15 protein-coding genes are annotated in these 15,234 nt (G+C 63.8%); 11 read left to right on the forward strand and 4 right to left on the reverse strand.

The genetic code is table 11. The annotated features are described in order from the left end of the window. Nucleotides 1-16: 16 nt before the first annotated feature. The 10 genes from AC1DKY_RS13045 to lpxK all read left to right on the forward strand — a co-directional run bounded on the left by AC1DKY_RS13045 (nucleotide 17) and on the right by lpxK (nucleotide 10,071). Nucleotides 17-799, forward strand: a complete 783-nt coding sequence (locus AC1DKY_RS13045) for a succinate dehydrogenase iron-sulfur subunit (RefSeq protein WP_109125947.1) — start codon at nucleotides 17-19, stop codon at nucleotides 797-799. 185 nt (nucleotides 800-984) lie between these two features. Continuing rightward, nucleotides 985-1,233 carry an FAD assembly factor SdhE gene (locus tag AC1DKY_RS13050; protein WP_441604026.1) on the forward strand — a complete coding sequence of 83 codons (249 nt, stop codon included), beginning with the start codon at nucleotides 985-987 and terminating at the stop codon, nucleotides 1,231-1,233. Continuing rightward, nucleotides 1,205-1,660, forward strand: coding sequence for a protein YgfX (locus AC1DKY_RS13055; protein ID WP_441604027.1), 456 nt, complete (start codon nucleotides 1,205-1,207; stop codon nucleotides 1,658-1,660). Before AC1DKY_RS13050 ends, AC1DKY_RS13055 begins: the two co-directional genes overlap by 29 nt. Before the next feature lie 70 nt (nucleotides 1,661-1,730). After that, nucleotides 1,731-2,978 carry a lipoprotein-releasing ABC transporter permease subunit gene (locus tag AC1DKY_RS13060; RefSeq protein WP_441604028.1) on the forward strand — a complete coding sequence of 416 codons (1,248 nt, stop codon included), beginning with the start codon at nucleotides 1,731-1,733 and terminating at the stop codon, nucleotides 2,976-2,978. Then, nucleotides 2,971-3,681 carry a lipoprotein-releasing ABC transporter ATP-binding protein LolD gene (gene lolD / locus AC1DKY_RS13065; protein ID WP_441604029.1) on the forward strand — a complete coding sequence of 237 codons (711 nt, stop codon included), beginning with the start codon at nucleotides 2,971-2,973 and terminating at the stop codon, nucleotides 3,679-3,681. The genes AC1DKY_RS13060 and lolD overlap by 8 nt, the downstream gene beginning before the upstream one ends. A 111-nt stretch (nucleotides 3,682-3,792) precedes the next feature. Beyond that, nucleotides 3,793-6,090 (forward strand): DNA internalization-related competence protein ComEC/Rec2, encoded by a 2,298-nt coding sequence (locus AC1DKY_RS13070; protein ID WP_441604030.1) that lies wholly within the window; start codon nucleotides 3,793-3,795, stop codon nucleotides 6,088-6,090. Between the two features lie 148 nt (nucleotides 6,091-6,238). Continuing rightward, nucleotides 6,239-6,889 (forward strand): MotA/TolQ/ExbB proton channel family protein, encoded by a 651-nt coding sequence (locus AC1DKY_RS13075; protein ID WP_441604162.1) that lies wholly within the window; start codon nucleotides 6,239-6,241, stop codon nucleotides 6,887-6,889. Between the two features lie 3 nt (nucleotides 6,890-6,892). After that, nucleotides 6,893-7,324, forward strand: a complete 432-nt coding sequence (locus tag AC1DKY_RS13080; protein ID WP_121881045.1) for an ExbD/TolR family protein — start codon at nucleotides 6,893-6,895, stop codon at nucleotides 7,322-7,324. Then, the gene (gene msbA / locus AC1DKY_RS13085; RefSeq protein ID WP_441604031.1) at nucleotides 7,321-9,093 is read left to right on the forward strand and encodes a lipid A export permease/ATP-binding protein MsbA; all 1,773 of its coding nucleotides are present in this window, start codon (nucleotides 7,321-7,323) and stop codon (nucleotides 9,091-9,093) included. The genes AC1DKY_RS13080 and msbA overlap by 4 nt, the downstream gene beginning before the upstream one ends. Before the next feature lie 9 nt (nucleotides 9,094-9,102). Then, nucleotides 9,103-10,071 carry a tetraacyldisaccharide 4'-kinase gene (gene lpxK, locus AC1DKY_RS13090; protein ID WP_441604032.1) on the forward strand — a complete coding sequence of 323 codons (969 nt, stop codon included), beginning with the start codon at nucleotides 9,103-9,105 and terminating at the stop codon, nucleotides 10,069-10,071. A 71-nt stretch (nucleotides 10,072-10,142) separates the two neighbouring features. Here lpxK and AC1DKY_RS13095 read toward each other — a convergent pair whose 3' ends face one another. After that, nucleotides 10,143-10,619, reverse strand: a complete 477-nt coding sequence (locus AC1DKY_RS13095) for a glycine zipper 2TM domain-containing protein (protein WP_441604033.1) — start codon at nucleotides 10,617-10,619, stop codon at nucleotides 10,143-10,145. A gap of 165 nt (nucleotides 10,620-10,784) precedes the next feature. Here AC1DKY_RS13095 and AC1DKY_RS13100 point away from each other — a divergent pair, with 165 nt between their 5' ends. Continuing rightward, a complete protein-coding gene (locus tag AC1DKY_RS13100; protein ID WP_441604034.1) occupies nucleotides 10,785-11,183 on the forward strand; it encodes a DUF6165 family protein in 399 nt (132 codons plus the stop codon). A 152-nt stretch (nucleotides 11,184-11,335) separates the two neighbouring features. Here the strand turns inward: AC1DKY_RS13100 and AC1DKY_RS13105 are convergent, their stop codons facing one another. From AC1DKY_RS13105 to AC1DKY_RS13115, 3 genes are all read right to left on the reverse strand, one after another. Then, a complete protein-coding gene (locus AC1DKY_RS13105) occupies nucleotides 11,336-12,955 on the reverse strand; it encodes a hypothetical protein (RefSeq protein ID WP_441604035.1) in 1,620 nt (539 codons plus the stop codon). 1 nt (nucleotide 12,956) lies between these two features. Then, complete coding sequence (locus tag AC1DKY_RS13110; RefSeq protein ID WP_441604036.1) at nucleotides 12,957-13,892, reverse strand: glycosyltransferase family 2 protein; 936 nt, start codon at nucleotides 13,890-13,892, stop codon at nucleotides 12,957-12,959. A gap of 295 nt (nucleotides 13,893-14,187) precedes the next feature. Beyond that, complete coding sequence (locus tag AC1DKY_RS13115; RefSeq protein WP_441604037.1) at nucleotides 14,188-15,231, reverse strand: glycosyltransferase family 9 protein; 1,044 nt, start codon at nucleotides 15,229-15,231, stop codon at nucleotides 14,188-14,190. Nucleotides 15,232-15,234 lie beyond the last annotated feature (3 nt).

The following is a 15,234-nucleotide window of genomic DNA, read 5'->3' on the forward strand; positions in this document are numbered from 1 at the left end:
GGACTGGAGAGCCACTGTGGCTGAGTTTTCGCTTCCCAAAAATTCCAAGGTCCAGCCGGGCAAGCACTTTCCCGCGAAGGACGCCAAGAAGCCGCGCACGTTCCGCATCTATCGCTGGAGCCCGGACGACGGCCAGAACCCGCGCATCGATACGTATGAAGTCGACATGGCTTCGTGCGGCCCGATGGTTCTGGACGCGCTGCTGAAGATCAAGAACGAGATCGACTCGACGCTCACCCTGCGCCGTTCGTGCCGTGAAGGCATCTGCGGTTCGTGCGCGATGAACATCGACGGCACCAACACGCTGGCCTGCACCAAGGCGATCGAGGATTGCGCTTCGGGCGACGTGAAGATCTATCCGCTGCCGCATATGCCGGTGGTGAAGGATCTGGTGCCCGACCTCACGCACTTCTACGCCCAGTTCGCCTCGATCAAGCCGTGGCTGCGCACGCAGAGCCCGGCACCGGCCGACAAGGAGCGCCTGCAGTCGCCGGAAGACCGCAAGAAGCTCGACGGCTTGTACGAGTGCATCCTGTGCGCCTGCTGCTCGACCAGCTGCCCGAGCTACTGGTGGAACGGCGACCGCTACCTCGGTCCGGCCATCCTGCTGCAGGCCTATCGCTGGATCATCGACAGCCGCGATGAGGACACCGGTGCGCGTCTGGACGATCTGGAAGATCCGTTCAAGCTGTATCGCTGCCACACGATCATGAATTGCGCCCGCACCTGCCCCAAGGGTCTGAACCCGGCGAAGGCGATTGCGGAGATCAAGAAGTTGATCGTCGAGCGTCGGACCTGATGCTTTTGTTCCCTCTCCCCGACGGGGAGAGGGCTAGGGTGAGGGGCGGGTGCTCGCGGAAGAACCTCCAATCTGGCTCTAGATAAACTGGGCCAAGATTGACTCCTCACCTCAATCCTCTCTCCCACAGGGACTACCTTCTGGTCGCCCGGAGGGGAGAGGAAGTAACTAGGAGGCGTGTTGCAATGGACGAAGCCCGCATCAAACGCCTCCGCTGGCGCACGCGCCGCGGCACCCGCGAGCTCGACGCGCTGTTCGGTGGCTGGCTCGACGAACGCTTCGCCAGCGCCGACGAAGCCCAGCGCCAGGCCTTCGATGAACTGCTCGACGTGCAGGACCCGGACCTTTGGGACTGGGTGATGGGGCACGCCAAGGCGACGCGTCCGGACTGGCAGGCGATCATCGATGACATCCGCTCCCGCCATCGGCTTTGAATACCGGCCCTCGCGCTGGCTGGGGCGGCTTCTCTGGTTCCTCTGTGCCCTCGCCACACTGGCCGTGTGGATGTGCGCCGCGCCGTGGCCGGCCAGGCTCGCCATCAGCTTCGCCATTGGCCTTGCCCTCTGGCGCACGCTTGCGCGCTGGTCCGACGCACCGCTGCAGGCGGCTGGCTGGGGGCGTGATGGCGGCTGGAGCCTGAGATTGCGGGGTGAGCAGGACGGGGCGGCGACCCTGGCATCGTTTCGGGTGATCGGCGAGCAGCTCGTTTGGTTGCGGCTGTCGCTGGCCGACGGGGGCCACGCCAACCTGCTGCTGGCGCCGGACAACAGCGACGCCGATATCCGCCGCCGGCTGCGCATGCGGCTGGCCCAGGTCGAGGCATCGGGCACTTACGCCTCTGGCCGCGGTCCTACGGTTTAGCCGCGTTACAGGCGATAATCGTCAGCATTCGGGCGGCCAGCCCCTTCGATACCCACAAGCGACCGCCCTAATGTTCCGACCGCTAGAGCTTTTTATTGGCCTGCGTTACACCCGCGCCAAGCGTCGCAATCAATTCATCTCCTTCATCTCGACCGTCTCCATCGTCTGCATCGCCATCAGCGTGACCGCGCTGATCACGGTGATGTCGGTGATGAACGGCTTCGACGACGAGCTGCGCTCGCGCATCCTCGGTGCCATTTCTCATGCCACGGTTTCCGGCATGCCGGGCGAAGCCGTGCAGGACTGGCCGCGGGCGGTGAAGATCGCTGGCGCCAACAAGCATGTGCTCGGCGCCGCGCCTTACGTGGAGAGCGAAGCCTTCCTGCAGGCACGCCGTTCCACCGGCGGCTTGCTGCGCGGCATCGAACCGGCGCAGGAGCCCAAAGTCTCCGACCTCGATCAGCACATGGTGGAAGGCAAGCTCACCGAGCTGACGCCGGGCAGCTGGCACATCGTGCTCGGTCGCGAACTGGCCATGCAGCTGGGCGTGTCGGTGGGCGACAAGGTCATCGTGGCCGTGCCGGCATTCCAGTCTTCGCCGATCACCGGCAGCGTGCCGAACCTGCGCACGTTCACGGTGTCGGGCGTGTTCGAAATGGGCATGCAGGAATTCGATTCGGGTCTTGCGCTGGTCAACATGACCGACGCCGAGCGACTCAATCGTTTGGGCGGTCCCACCGGCATCCGTTTGAAGCTCGACGACATGTTCAACGCGCGCGAAGTGGCACGCGAACTTGCCGATCAGCTGGGCCAGGTCTACCGCGTGGATACCTGGATGGACAGCCACGCCAACTTCTTCTCCGCCATCTCGATGGAGAAAAAGGTGATGTTCATCATCCTCTCGCTGATCATCCTGGTGGCCGTGATCAACCTCATCTCGATGTTGATGATGCTGGTGACGGATAAGCAGGCCGATATCGCCATCCTGCGCACGCTCGGATCCACTCCGCGCAGCATCATGGGCATGTTCATGGTGCAAGGCGTGCTGGTCGGCTTTGTCGGCATCGGTTTCGGCGTGGGCCTGGGTTCGCTGCTGTCGTGGAAGCTGCCTGGCATCGTGAAGTGGATCGAACATGTCACCGGCGTCACCTTCCTCTCGCCGGACGTCTATTACATCAGCGAGCTGCCGAGCAAACTGCTGGCGAGCGACGTGGGCTGGGTGGCGCTGATCACCTTCCTGTTCTCCTTGCTGGCCACCCTCTATCCCGCTTGGCGTGCGTCGCGCACCCAGCCCGCGCAGGCGCTGCGTTATGAATAAGCCGATGAACTCCGCCAATGACGTGGTGATGCGCGCAAGCCATATCGCCAAGACGTATGAAGAAGGCGATCTGAAAACCGACGTGCTGTCCGACGTGAGCTTCACCCTGAAGCGCAGCGAGACGCTGGCCATCGTGGGTGCTTCGGGCTCGGGCAAGAGCACGTTGTTGCACATCCTCGGCGGCCTGGACACGTTGACGCGTGGCGACGTGGAAGTGGAGGGACGCAACCTGTCCAGCCTTTCCGACGCCGAGCGCGGCCGTGTGCGCAATCGCTCGATGGGTTTCATCTACCAGTTCCACCATCTGTTGCCGGAATTCACCGCGCTGGAAAACGTGTGCATGCCGCTGTTGATCCGCGGCGTGGCCATCAGTGAAGCGGAACGCCAGGCGGCGTCGTTGCTGGGTCGGGTGGGACTGGGCCAGCGCTTGAATCACAAACCGTCCGAACTCTCGGGCGGCGAGCGCCAGCGCAGTGCGGTGGCGCGCGCCCTGGTGACGCGTCCGGCCGTGGTGCTGGGCGACGAACCCACCGGCAATCTCGACGAAACCAATGCGGCGCAGGTCTACGACTTGATGATCGAGCTCAACCGCGAGATCGGCACCAGCTTCATCCTGGTCACTCACGATAACCGCCTCGCCAAGCGCATGGATCGCACGCTTGAGCTGCACAACGGCAGCCTGGTGGAGAAGATCCACGCCTGACGACCGAGGCCGCCGCAAGGCGGCCTTCGTGTTTGAGGCCTACAGGTTTTTCGGCGCCGTCGTTGCCTCGCACGCATTAACCTGATCCCTTCCGCAGGAAAGGGGACGGCATTGCGCAAGGACGGCGCGCTGGTACCGGCGATCATGTTGCTGCTCGGCGTGCTGGTCGTGCAGTGGCTGGTGGTGTTGCCGTCGGCCTGGTTCTGCGGCGCACTCGCCGTACTTGCATGCATCGTGCTTCGTCTGGGCGCCTATGGGCGTGCACTGGCCTGGTGCCTGTTCGGCATCGCCTGGGCGTGCTGGCGTGGCGGCGCCGCGATGGACGCGCGTCTGCCGCGCGAGCGGGAAGGGCAGGACATCACCGTCGTGGGTCGTGTCGACGATCTGCCAATCGTCGGCAACGACGCCACCGGCTTTTTGCTCAACATCGAACATGCCGCATTCGGCGATACGCCGTTGCCCTTGCACGGACGCGTGCGCGTGAATTGGTATCGCGACGCTCCCCAGATACCACCATGCAGCCGCTGGCAGCTCAGCTTGCGCCTCAAGCGTCCACGCGGGTTGGTTAATCCCGGCGGCGCCGACGGCGAACGCAGCGCACTCGAGCGCCACATCGTGGCGGTGGGTTACGTGCGTGACGGCGAGGATAATCGGCCACTCGAAAGTCCAGGTTTCTGCATCAACCGCGTTCGCGCTGCGATCAGTCGCGGGATCGCTGCGCGTGTGAGCGATCCACACGATGTGGCCTTGCTGCAGACATTCTCCGTGGGTGATACGCGAGGTTTGAGCCAGCACGATTGGGAAGTGGCTCGTGCAAACGGCATTCCACACCTCATCGCTATCTCAGGTTTTCATGTCGGCGTATCGGCGTTGTTTGGCGTGTGGTTCGCGCGCCTGATCTATCTGCTGGTGCCGCGTTGCGGATGGCGACTTCCGAGAGTGCAGGCGCAGGCCATGGCCGCGCTGGCAGCGGCAGGGGTGTACAGCGCATTGGCGGGGTTTGGCCTGCCGACGGTGCGCACCTTGTTGATGATCGCCATCGTGGCGCTGGCGCGATGTTCCCGGCGTCATCCGACGGGCGCGCAGACACTCTCGCTCGCGCTGTTGGCCGTGTTGCTGATGGATCCCTTGTCGGTATTGTCGGCAGGCTTCTGGTTGTCGTTTATCGGCGTGGCGTTCCTGATGGTGAGCCTGTCGATACACGGCAAAGGACTGCGCGGCTTCCTGCACGAGCTGTCCGCCGGTCAGTTGGTGATGACGCTGTCACTGTTGCCTTTGACGATGTGGTTCTTCGGCGAATCGTCGCTCGTTGGTGCATTCTCGAACCTGATCGCCGTGCCCTTCGTGAGCTTCGTCATCGTGCCCGCCGCGCTGATTGGCATGATCATGTTGGGGATCTGCCCCCCGCTGGCGCAGCCCGTGTTCCGCTGCGCGGCGTGGATGGCGCATGGGCAATGGTGGCTGCTGGAGCGGATGGCAACCTGGCCGGGCGCCCATTGGTATCTGCCCGAAGTCAGCGCATGGGCGCTGGTGCTGGCGACCTTGGGCGCGCTGTGGCTGTTCGCGCCGCGAGGCTTGCCCATGCGATGGCTCGCCGGTCTGTTGTTCCTGCCACTGTTGTTTCCGCAGCGAACGCTGCCCACGCAGGGCGGCTTCCAGCTGTGGATGCTGGACGTGGGGCAGGGCCTGTCGGTGGTGATTCGCACCGAGCACCACGTACTCGTCTATGACGCGGGTGCGCGCTATCCGTCGGATTTCGACCTGGGCGAGGCGGCGGTGCTTCCTTCATTGCACGCGCTCGGCATCAGGCACCTCGACTTGATCGTTGCCAGTCATGCCGACAACGACCACGCAGGCGGCATTCCAGCCGTTGCCGCTGCATTTCCCGCAGCGGAACGCATCTCGGGTGAGCCTGAGCGATCGCCTGTGCCGATGGCGGCATGCGAGGTTGGCAGGCGCTGGCAGTGGGACGGCGTGAGCCTGCGTGTATTGCCCTCGGGCGGGAGCGGTGGCCCGGCCAATGACCGCTCCTGCGTCCTGCTCGTGGAAGGGGCGGCCGGCCGGGCGCTGCTGACCGGCGACATCACGGCAGCCGTCGAGCCCACAGTGGCCTTGTCACTGCGGCCGGGACCTCCTTTGGTGATGACGGTGCCGCACCACGGCAGCAAGACTTCATCCAGTGCGAGCTTCATTCAGGCGATCTCGCCCGAGCTGGCGCTGGTCTCGGCGGGCTGGCGCAATCGCTTCCACCATCCCAGCCCGGTCGTGATCAAGCGCTACGACGAGGCCGGCGTGCCATGGATGAACACGGCGACCGCCGGGGCCATCCAGGTCGATGCGCCGCCGGATCGACCGCCCCATGTCGCGGCCACCTGGCGGCAGCGCCAGTCTCGCTACTGGCGCGAATGAGCCCGGGACCTTGCCGGACGTCACCGGAGGCCCCAAAAAGGCGACTTTCGCAACTGCCACCGGTGCCGCGGAACGKCCGGACGAGACTGTTATGATGCGTCCCTCCTGACTGGCGAAGTGGCTCGGAGTCGTTGTGCTGGATATCTTGATGGCTGGTGGCTGGGCGATGCTGCCCATCCTGATCTGTTCGGCGGTCGCCCTGGCGATCGTGCTGGAGCGTTGCTGGACCCTGCGCCGCAAGTCGGTGCTGCCGCCCGGCCTGGGCGAGGAAGTACGCAACTGGGCCCGCTCGGGCCAGCTCGATCCGAGCCATCTCACCACCCTCGCCAACGGTTCGCCGCTGGGCGAGCTGCTGGCCTCGGCGCTGGCTGTGCGCAACCGTCCGCGTGAACTCATCAAGGAGCGCATCGAGGACACCGGTCGCCATGTGGTCCATCGCATGGAGCGCTATCTCAATACGCTGGGCACGATCGCACTGATCGGCCCGCTGCTCGGCCTGCTCGGCACGGTGATCGGCCTGATCCGCATGTTCATGGAAGTGCTGCACGGTGGCGTGGGTGATCCCATGAAGATGGCCGGCGGCATCGGCGAAGCGCTGATCTGTACCGCCACTGGCCTGATCGTCGCCATTCCCGCGTACGTGCTGCATCGCTATTTCCGCTCCAAGGTCGCTGGCTACTGCGTTGAAATGGAAAAGCAGGCCACCGAACTGCTCGACGAGCTCACCATCAACCAACCGGCTCCTGCGCCCCGCACGCGTGCGCCGCGCGCTGCCGCTGCCGAGTCGAGCGCGAGCTGACGCATGCGTATCGGCAACGACCGTCGGCAAGACGACTTCGAGATCAACGTGATCTCGCTGATCGACGTGCTGCTTACCCTGCTGATGTTTTTCGTGTTGACCACCACGTTTATCCAGCACTCGCGGCTGCAGGTGACCCTGCCCAAGGCCAGCGCGGAAGAACGCGACATGCAGGCACCCGCGCTCACCGTGGTGGTGGACCGCGACGGCCACTTCTTCGTGGGCAGCGATGAAGTGCACGGCGAAGGCGTCGAGCCGCTCAAGCAGGCCATCGGCAACGTGGCCGGCGACGATCGCGAGCGCCAGGTCACCATCCGCGCGGATGCCATGACCCCGCATCAGAACGTGGTCACCGCCATGGACGCGCTGGGCCAGCTCGGCTTCACCAAGTTGTCCATCGCCACGACCCCCAGCCAGGCGGATAGCGCTCAGTGAGCAACGGCAAGGTCAAGATCTGGGACGCGCACACGCGCCAGATCTACAAGCGCCTGTTCGGCTACACCCGGCGCTTCTGGGTGGTGGGCGTGATCGCCATCGTCGGCATGATCGTTGACGGCGGCGGCTTGGCCGTGTTCACCAAGCTGCTGAAGCCGATGATCGACAAGCTGTTTGTCGATAAGGATCCGGTGCTGATTTTCTGGATGCCGATCTGGATCGTGCTGATCTTCCTGGTGCGCGGTGTTGGCACCTTCGCCAGCAGTTACGGCGTGTCCTACATCGGCCGCAACGTCGTCAACGCGATGCAGCGCGACGTGTTTGGCGCCTATCTGCGCCTGCCGGCGACGTTCTTCGGCCAGGAGCATTCCGGGCACCAGGTTTCGCGCATCACCTATACCAGTGAACAGGTCGCATCCGCCTCGACCGACTCGGTGAAGGTGGTGGTGACCGAAGGCGTCACCGTGATCGGCTTCATCTACGTGATGCTGAGCACCAGTGCGTACCTCACGCTGGCCTTGTTCGTGATGGTGCCGCTGATCATGCTGATCGCTGGCATCGTCAGCCGTCGCTATCGTTCGATCAGTCGCCGCATCCAGGGCATGATGGGTTCGGTCACCGGTACGGTGGAAGAATCGGTCGAGGCGCATCGCGAAATCCGCATCTACGGTGGCCAGGAGCAGGCGGCTGCGCGCTTCAGGGACGTCACCGACAGCACGCGACGACTGAACCTCAAGATTGCCTCCACCAATGCGCAGTCGAGCACGGCGATCCAGACCGTGGCCGCGCTGGCGCTTGCGGTGATGGTGTTTCTGGCGACGCGGCCATTCGAAATCCAGCATATGTCGGCCGGTGTGTTCATCACCGTGCTGACCGCCATGGGCGGCATGATGCCGTCGCTGAAGCGGCTGGCGAATATCCAGTCGAATATCCAGAGCGGCATTTCCGCGGCCGAAAACCTGTTCGAGATCATCGATACGGCGCCCGAGGTGGACGCGGGCACGCGTGTGCTGGAACGCACCCAGGGCGATATCCGTTTCGAAAACGTGGGACTGGTATATCCGCGCGGCGAGTTCGAAGCCTTGCGCGGCATCAACCTGCACTGCGCGCCGGGCACGGTCACCGCCTTGGTGGGGCGATCGGGCAGCGGCAAGAGCAGCCTGGTCAGCCTGCTGCCTCGCTTCAATGCGCCCACGACGGGGCGCATCCTCCTTGATGGCGCTGACTACGAGAGCATCACGCTGGCGTCGTTGCGCCGGCAGATTGCCTGGGTGGGGCAGAGCGTGGTCTTGTTCGACGGCACCGTCGCGGAAAACATCGCGTACGGCGAACTTGCCGGTGCAAGCGAGGCCGACATCATCGCGGCCGCGCAGGCCGCCAATGCGTGGGAATTCATCCAGAAAATGCCGCAAGGCATTCATAGCGTGATCGGGCAGGGCGGCAATCTGCTTTCCGGCGGTCAGCGTCAGCGCCTGGCCATCGCCCGTGCGATCCTCAAGAACGCACCCATCCTCGTGCTGGACGAAGCGACCAGCGCGCTGGATACCGAATCCGAGCGATTGATCCAGCAAGCGCTGCAGGGCCTGATGAAGGACCGCACCACGCTGGTGATCGCGCATCGCCTGTCCACCATCGAACACGCCGACCAGATTGCCGTGATGGACCAGGGCCGCATCGTCGAGCGCGGCACGCACGCCGACCTGCTGGCCTTGAACGGCCACTATGCAGCGCTGCATCGCATGCAGTTCCACAGCCAGGCCAGTGACTGAGGCCATGGCATGACGACGGCCGAACGTCTCCAATCGGCTTGGTACGGCGGAGCGCCTGCGCCATGGTGGACGGGGCCGCTGTCATGGCTCTATGGCGCGATCACCGCGTTGCGGCGTGCGTTGTATCGCGCGGGCATTCTGCGCAGCACACGGTTGACTGTGCCGGTGATCGTGATCGGCAATCTGAGCGTAGGCGGTACCGGCAAGACGCCGTTGACGATCGCTCTGGCCGAAGGGCTGCGCGAGCGCGGCTACACGCCTGGCGTGGTCAGTCGCGGCTACGGCGGCACGCAAAAACTTCCCCTCTTGTTGGATGCATCGGCCGAGCCGTCGCAAGTCGGCGATGAGCCCTGCCTGATCCGCACCAGCGGCGTGCCGGTGGCGGTAGGTCGCGATCGACCCGCAGCGGCGAAGCTGCTGATCGACGCCGGTTGCGACATCGTGATCGCCGATGACGGCCTGCAGCACTATGCGTTGGCGCGCGACCTGGAGATCTGCGTGATCGACGGCGTGCGCCGCTTCGGCAACGGCCGCCTGTTGCCGGCCGGTCCTTTGCGCGAGCCGATGTCGCGTCTGCAGCAGGTCGACTATCGCGTCTGCAACGGTGGTGCCGTGGCGCCCGGCGATATCGCAATGGAATTGCGCGGCGGCATGGCACGCGCATTGGTCGACGATCACGCGCAGCCACTGGCGGATTTCGCCGACCAGACCGTGCATGCCGTCGCCGCGATCGGAAACCCGGCGCGATTTTTTGCAAGCCTGCGTGCGCAGGGCCTGCAGGTGATCGAGCATCCGTTTCCCGATCACCACGCCTTTGTGCCAAACGATTTTCCGTTCGACGGCAAGCCAGTCCTGATGACGGAAAAGGATGCCGTGAAATGCCGGACCTTCGCGCAGGCCCATTGGTGGTCGGTGCCGGTGCGGGCGGTATTGCCCAAAGCCTTCTTCGACGACATCGACGCGCGCCTGCGCCGCTGACCTTACTGACGTCAGCCAAGAAAAAAGCCGGCCTTCGCAGGCCGGCTTTCTTGTTTGAATCGTGCAGCGACTTACTGGATGCGCGTGATATTGCCTTGCGGATCGATCTGCACCAGATCGCCGGTGCGGATCGCGCTGGCATCGGGCACCGTCACATTGGCGTAGGAGCCATTGCCCATGCGGATGCGCAAGCTGTAGCTGGCGTTCGGACGGCCGCTGTTGGCGCCGATGCGGTTGCCCGCGTAGCCGCCGCCGACGGCGCCGGCCACCGTGGCCAGGGTGTTGCCCTTGCCCTTGCCGACCTGGTTGCCCAGCACGCCGCCGGCGATGCCGCCGATGATGGTGCCGGCCATGCTGTGGTCGTTGCCCTGGGTGATGCTCTGGTCGATCGACTCCACCGTGCCGCACTGGTCACAGCGGATATAGATGCCGTCGTTGCGAACCAGCACGCCGTTGCGCGCCGGCTGCTGGGACTGGGCACTGGCGGCAAACGGGCTGATAGCCAGCAGGGCTGCCAGGGACAACACGGCGATACGGGGGGTGAACATGGACTCTCTCTCTCCATTGGGTGGGCGTTGCGTCACCAGTCTAGCGAGGCAGGCTGAATGGCGAACTGAATGATCCGACAAAGACCCTCTATCATGTGCACTTTTCCGGCCGACTGCCGTGACCCCTGCGGCACGTTGCGAAAGCCCTGCACCCTCGGAGCTGTCATGAGCCTTATCCAAGTCCCGGTTTCTTACGGCGAGCTGATCGACAAGATCACCATCCTGGAAATCAAATCCAAGCAGATCACCGACGCGGCCAAGCTGGCCAACGTGCGCACGGAGCTGGACCTGCTCAACACCACCTGGGCCAGCCATCCAGCCTCGCAGACCGACATCACCGCCGAACGCGCCCGCCTTCTGGCCGTGAACGAGTCGCTGTGGGACATCGAAGATCGCATCCGCCTGAAGGAAAAAGCCCAGGCCTTCGACGCCGAGTTCATCGAACTGGCCCGCGCGGTGTACTTTCAGAACGACGACCGCGCTGCAGTGAAGCGTGAGATCAACCTCAAGCTGGGCTCACAGCTGGTGGAAGAAAAGTCGTACCAGGATTACAAGGCGAAATAATCCGCCTCCGCCTTGTTGTAGGAGCGCACCCTGTGCGCGACCGGCCCGCTGCGCCGCGCCGCTCGCCCGCAGCTGTCGCGCACAGGGTGCGCTCCTACATCTGCCTAATGCCACCGGGGTTCGCACCTCTCCTATCGCTTAAGGCGCTGGCTTCATCCCCGAATCAGCCGACACAAGCGCAGCCCCTGGGCGTAGCTGTTCCCCTTACGACCCATCTCCAGGTTCGACGGGATATCCCTGCAGTCGGCGATGCGATAGTCCGGAAGCATCTCCACTATCAAAGCCTCCTCCAGCGTGTTCGAAGGGTCGTCGCGAAGCACGACATAGCGTGGACCCGGGTGATCGCGAAGCCGTTGCTGAACCCGGCTCCACAAGCCATATCCCTGTGATGTGCGGACAAACCAACTGAGCCCCACAAAGCTGATCGTTTCGTTCCCCGGGAACATGGGGGCGAGATAAGCGTCCGGCGTTCCCGCCAGGATGATCTGGCTATTCGGCTCGACCGTGCCGGTATCGACTTCCAGTACATGCTGGGCATAGGCGGTGCGCCACCAGTTCGGGTATGTCGTCATGGCGAGGATGGCCAGGAGGAGTGGCAATCCTGCCGCAGGGTGGAGCGCCATCCTGCGGCTTCCCGCAGGGCGCCAGGACCACATGGCGCTGAGCATCAGGATGCCGGTGAGCGCCTCGATGGGGATCGCATAGCGAAGTATGGAAAACGAAGCTAGCCAGAGGACATAACTTGCGCTGGTGAAGGTGATCAGCAGATGCAGGCCGCGATCGTGTTGTTTTGAACGAAGTGATCGACGAAACCAGCGGGCAAGGCCGATGGCAAGCAGCGCAAGCATGGCAAGTGCATAACGCGGGTCGGCGAAGGCAGCTTCCGTCACGATATCGCGCTGCTTCTTTAGCCAGAAGAACGGATAGAACAGCCATTGCAGCAGGGTGCGCGGTCGAAATCGTCCGTCGGTCCCGTCGCTTGCAGCCGTCAGTGCCGAATGAAACAGCTGATTGAACATGGGGAAAGTGGGATTTCCGGTCTCCCGATAAAGGTGTAGACCCCAGGGGCCATAAGCGACCAGGAAGGCGGCAACGACGCCTGCACCAAAGACGACCGTGACTTGCCAGGCCACTCGAGACCGGACACCCAGCGTGACCAACAGTGCCAATGCCAGCGCCGGTGGATACACCATCGCCGTAGGCTTGAGGCCCGCGGCCACGCCGCAGCAAAGGCCCGCGAACAACGCCGGTTTTAGACGAACCGCGTTTTCGCACTGCGGCAGTGCCCGGATGAGTACATACAAACCCAGCAGCACCAACACCGCCAACTGGATTTCGTTGGTGGTGCTGCCTGCCTGCGACACCGCCATCGTGCCTGTGGCGCCGATCAGTGCGGCACAGATGTCTGCCAGGCCGAACGGCCTTTCCTGCAACCGCGCAAGCTGACGGGCGATTCCAGCAATCAGATAAACCAAGGCGCCAAACCAAAGGCCTTGTACGGCAGCAAGCGTCCGCGGCCAGGCGTGGAGGGGGCCTTGAGCCAGCCAAAAATAAGGCAGATCAGCGAGCGGATTGAAGTAGCTCTGCATGCTCGCCGGGGCAATGTCCTGGGCATAGCGGTCGTGAAGGAAGGCCCAGGCGTTGTACAGGTGATAGTTCTTGGTGTCCCAGAGAGCATCCTGGCCGAGGCCAACCGAAAGGCCTGCGCCAAAGGCCAGGCACAAGGCGAAAACGAGCAGCTGACGCCGCCCTCGATTCAGCAGGGCGGCCATCTCAGCGCGGCTCTTCCTTACCAAGGGGCGACGGATAGGCAAGATACGTCAAGTGCTTCCGCTCCCGTCGACCCAGCGTCACCGTATCAAGGATGAGCCCACAGACGAGTAGGCCACCGGCCAGCAACGCCAGTGCAGCGCATAGCACGGCCGTCGGAAAACGAGGGACCAAGCCGGTTTCAAGAAATGTTCTGAACAGTGGAATGGCCAGACCCAACGACAGCGCGGCACAGGCGACAGCGCCTATCGAAAAGAAGGCCAATGGTTTGCCGTTCTTGGTGAGCTTTACGATGGTCCAAAGGATGCGACCACCATCCATCCAGGTACTAAGCTTGCTTTGCGATCCATCCATGCGCGACACGTAGCGGGTCGGATGCTCGGCCACGGGCATATGTTGCTCAAGCGCATGAACCGTCAGCTCGGTCTCCACTTCAAATCCGCTGGCGTGAGCTGGATAAGATTTCACGAAGCGCCGCGAGAACACCCGGTAACCCGAAAGCATGTCGGTGAAAGTGCGCCCGAAGATGTGTCCTGTCAGCTGGGTCAGTAGCCAGTTGCCGAAGCGATGTCCGCGCCGATAGGCCTCCAGTTCATCGCTCACGCGCGAACCCACGATCATGTCGAGCTGCTCGTCGCATAAACGCCGGATCATGACGGGCGCATCAGCAGCGTCATAGGTGGCATCGCCGTCGACCAGCACGTAGATATCGGCGTCCACATCGGCAAACATGCGGCGGATGACATGTCCCTTGCCCTGCAGGTCCTGTTGCCGGACGACAGCATTGGCTGCACGCGCGGCGGCCCATGTGCCGTCGGTGGAGTTGTTGTCGTAAACGTAGATGCGGGCTTCGGGCAACGCGGCTTGGAAGTCGCGTATCACGACGGGGACGGAGAGGACTTCGTTGTAGCAGGGGATCAAAACAGCGATGCGGGACATCCGTGTGCGACTCGTCCATACGGTGAGGTGCCCTGGCTAGGTGCAGAGCACCTCTGGAATGAGGTGTGCAGGCAGCTTCAGGTTGGGCGGCTACATCCTTGTCTGCCTCGACCGTACGGCGCCATCAGTCATTTCCGGCGGATCTGCCGGAGAATGCCCCGGATCCGCCACGCCAATGGATCGCACATCACCCCTTGTAGGAGCGCACCCTGTGCGCGACCGCTGCGGGCAGACCGCCGGGCGCGATCGGGCCGTCGCGCACAGGGTGCGCTCTTACAAGGGAGGGGCGGGTTCCTCAGGACAGGCGAAGGTGCTCTGTACACGCCTCGAATCGATCGATCACCTCATCGACGGCGATCAGATCCATCACGCCGGGTTTCTCGATCTTGGTGCCCCAGGGTATGTCGCTGGCGGGCTTGCCGAGAAAGGCGAGCGAGGCTTCGTTGTATTTGTCCACGCACCATCGGCGGTCGGAATAAGGCCCCGAACGGTTCGGGTTGCTGGCGGCGTGCAGGCCCAGCACTTTGCAGCCGACTGCATTGGCCATGTGCATGGGGCCGGAGTCGGGAGTCAGCAGGATCGGTGCGCGCACCAGCATGGCCATCATCTTTTTCAGCGTGTCCTTGCCGGTGAGGTCGAGGGGGGCATGGCGGCAGGCCGCGAGCACGGCGTCGGCCATGCTGCGCTCGAGAGCAGATGGCCCGCCTACCAGCACTACGCGCCAGTTTTTCGCCGCGGCGTGGTCCATCACGGCGGCGTAGCGCTCGGGGCGCCAGTTGCGCACCGTATGGCTGGAAGTGGGGCTGACCAGCAGGGTTGGTTGATCGCCGGGCAGTTGTTCGGCGGCCCAGGCATGGGCTTCCTCGGGGATGGGAATATCCCAGCGCACTTGGGTCTGCTTGAGGCCCAGGGGTTCGCAGAAGCTGCCCATCGCGTCCAGCACGTGTTCGCCGGTGCGAGCGGGTATGCGTTCGCCGATCACCAGGCCGTGACCATCCTTGGCGCGGGCGTGGTCATAGCCGATGCGGCGACCGGCCTTGATGAACAGGCTCAGCAGGTTGGAGCGCAGCGCCACCTGCATCTGCAGCAGGGCGTCAAAGCGTTGCCCCTTCAGAGCCGCGCCGACGGCCCTCATGCCGGCCAGGCCTGCGCCCTTGTCGAAGGTGACGAAGTTGACGCCGGGCAGGTCGCCCACCAGCTTGCGTTCGAGCTTGCCCACGATCCAGCTCAGCTCGGCCTGGGGCCACGCCGCCTGGAGGGTGCGCACCAGCGGCACGACGTGGGTGACGTCGCCGATGGCGGAGGTGCGGAGCAGGCAGATCGAGGCAGGCGTGGGCATTAG

It is taken from the genome of Dyella sp. 01N448 (genome assembly GCF_056399225.1).

Excerpts from the sequence above, each read along its gene's own strand:
- AC1DKY_RS13050 (WP_441604026.1), top strand. The coding sequence starts at position 985 with ATGGACGAAGCCCGCATCAAACGCCTCCGCTGGCGCACGCGCCGCGGC.
- AC1DKY_RS13055 (WP_441604027.1), top strand. The coding sequence starts at position 1,205 with ATGACATCCGCTCCCGCCATCGGCTTTGAATACCGGCCCTCGCGCTGG.
- AC1DKY_RS13060 (WP_441604028.1), top strand. The coding sequence starts at position 1,731 with ATGTTCCGACCGCTAGAGCTTTTTATTGGCCTGCGTTACACCCGCGCC.
- lolD (WP_441604029.1), top strand. The coding sequence starts at position 2,971 with ATGAATAAGCCGATGAACTCCGCCAATGACGTGGTGATGCGCGCAAGC.
- AC1DKY_RS13075 (WP_441604162.1), top strand. The coding sequence starts at position 6,239 with ATGGCTGGTGGCTGGGCGATGCTGCCCATCCTGATCTGTTCGGCGGTC.
- AC1DKY_RS13080 (WP_121881045.1), top strand. The coding sequence starts at position 6,893 with ATGCGTATCGGCAACGACCGTCGGCAAGACGACTTCGAGATCAACGTG.
- lpxK (WP_441604032.1), top strand. The coding sequence starts at position 9,103 with ATGACGACGGCCGAACGTCTCCAATCGGCTTGGTACGGCGGAGCGCCT.
- AC1DKY_RS13095 (WP_441604033.1), bottom strand. The coding sequence starts at position 10,619 with ATGTTCACCCCCCGTATCGCCGTGTTGTCCCTGGCAGCCCTGCTGGCT.
- AC1DKY_RS13100 (WP_441604034.1), top strand. The coding sequence starts at position 10,785 with ATGAGCCTTATCCAAGTCCCGGTTTCTTACGGCGAGCTGATCGACAAG.
- AC1DKY_RS13105 (WP_441604035.1), bottom strand. The coding sequence starts at position 12,955 with ATGGCCGCCCTGCTGAATCGAGGGCGGCGTCAGCTGCTCGTTTTCGCC.
- AC1DKY_RS13110 (WP_441604036.1), bottom strand. The coding sequence starts at position 13,892 with ATGTCCCGCATCGCTGTTTTGATCCCCTGCTACAACGAAGTCCTCTCC.
- AC1DKY_RS13115 (WP_441604037.1), bottom strand. The coding sequence starts at position 15,231 with ATGCCCACGCCTGCCTCGATCTGCCTGCTCCGCACCTCCGCCATCGGC.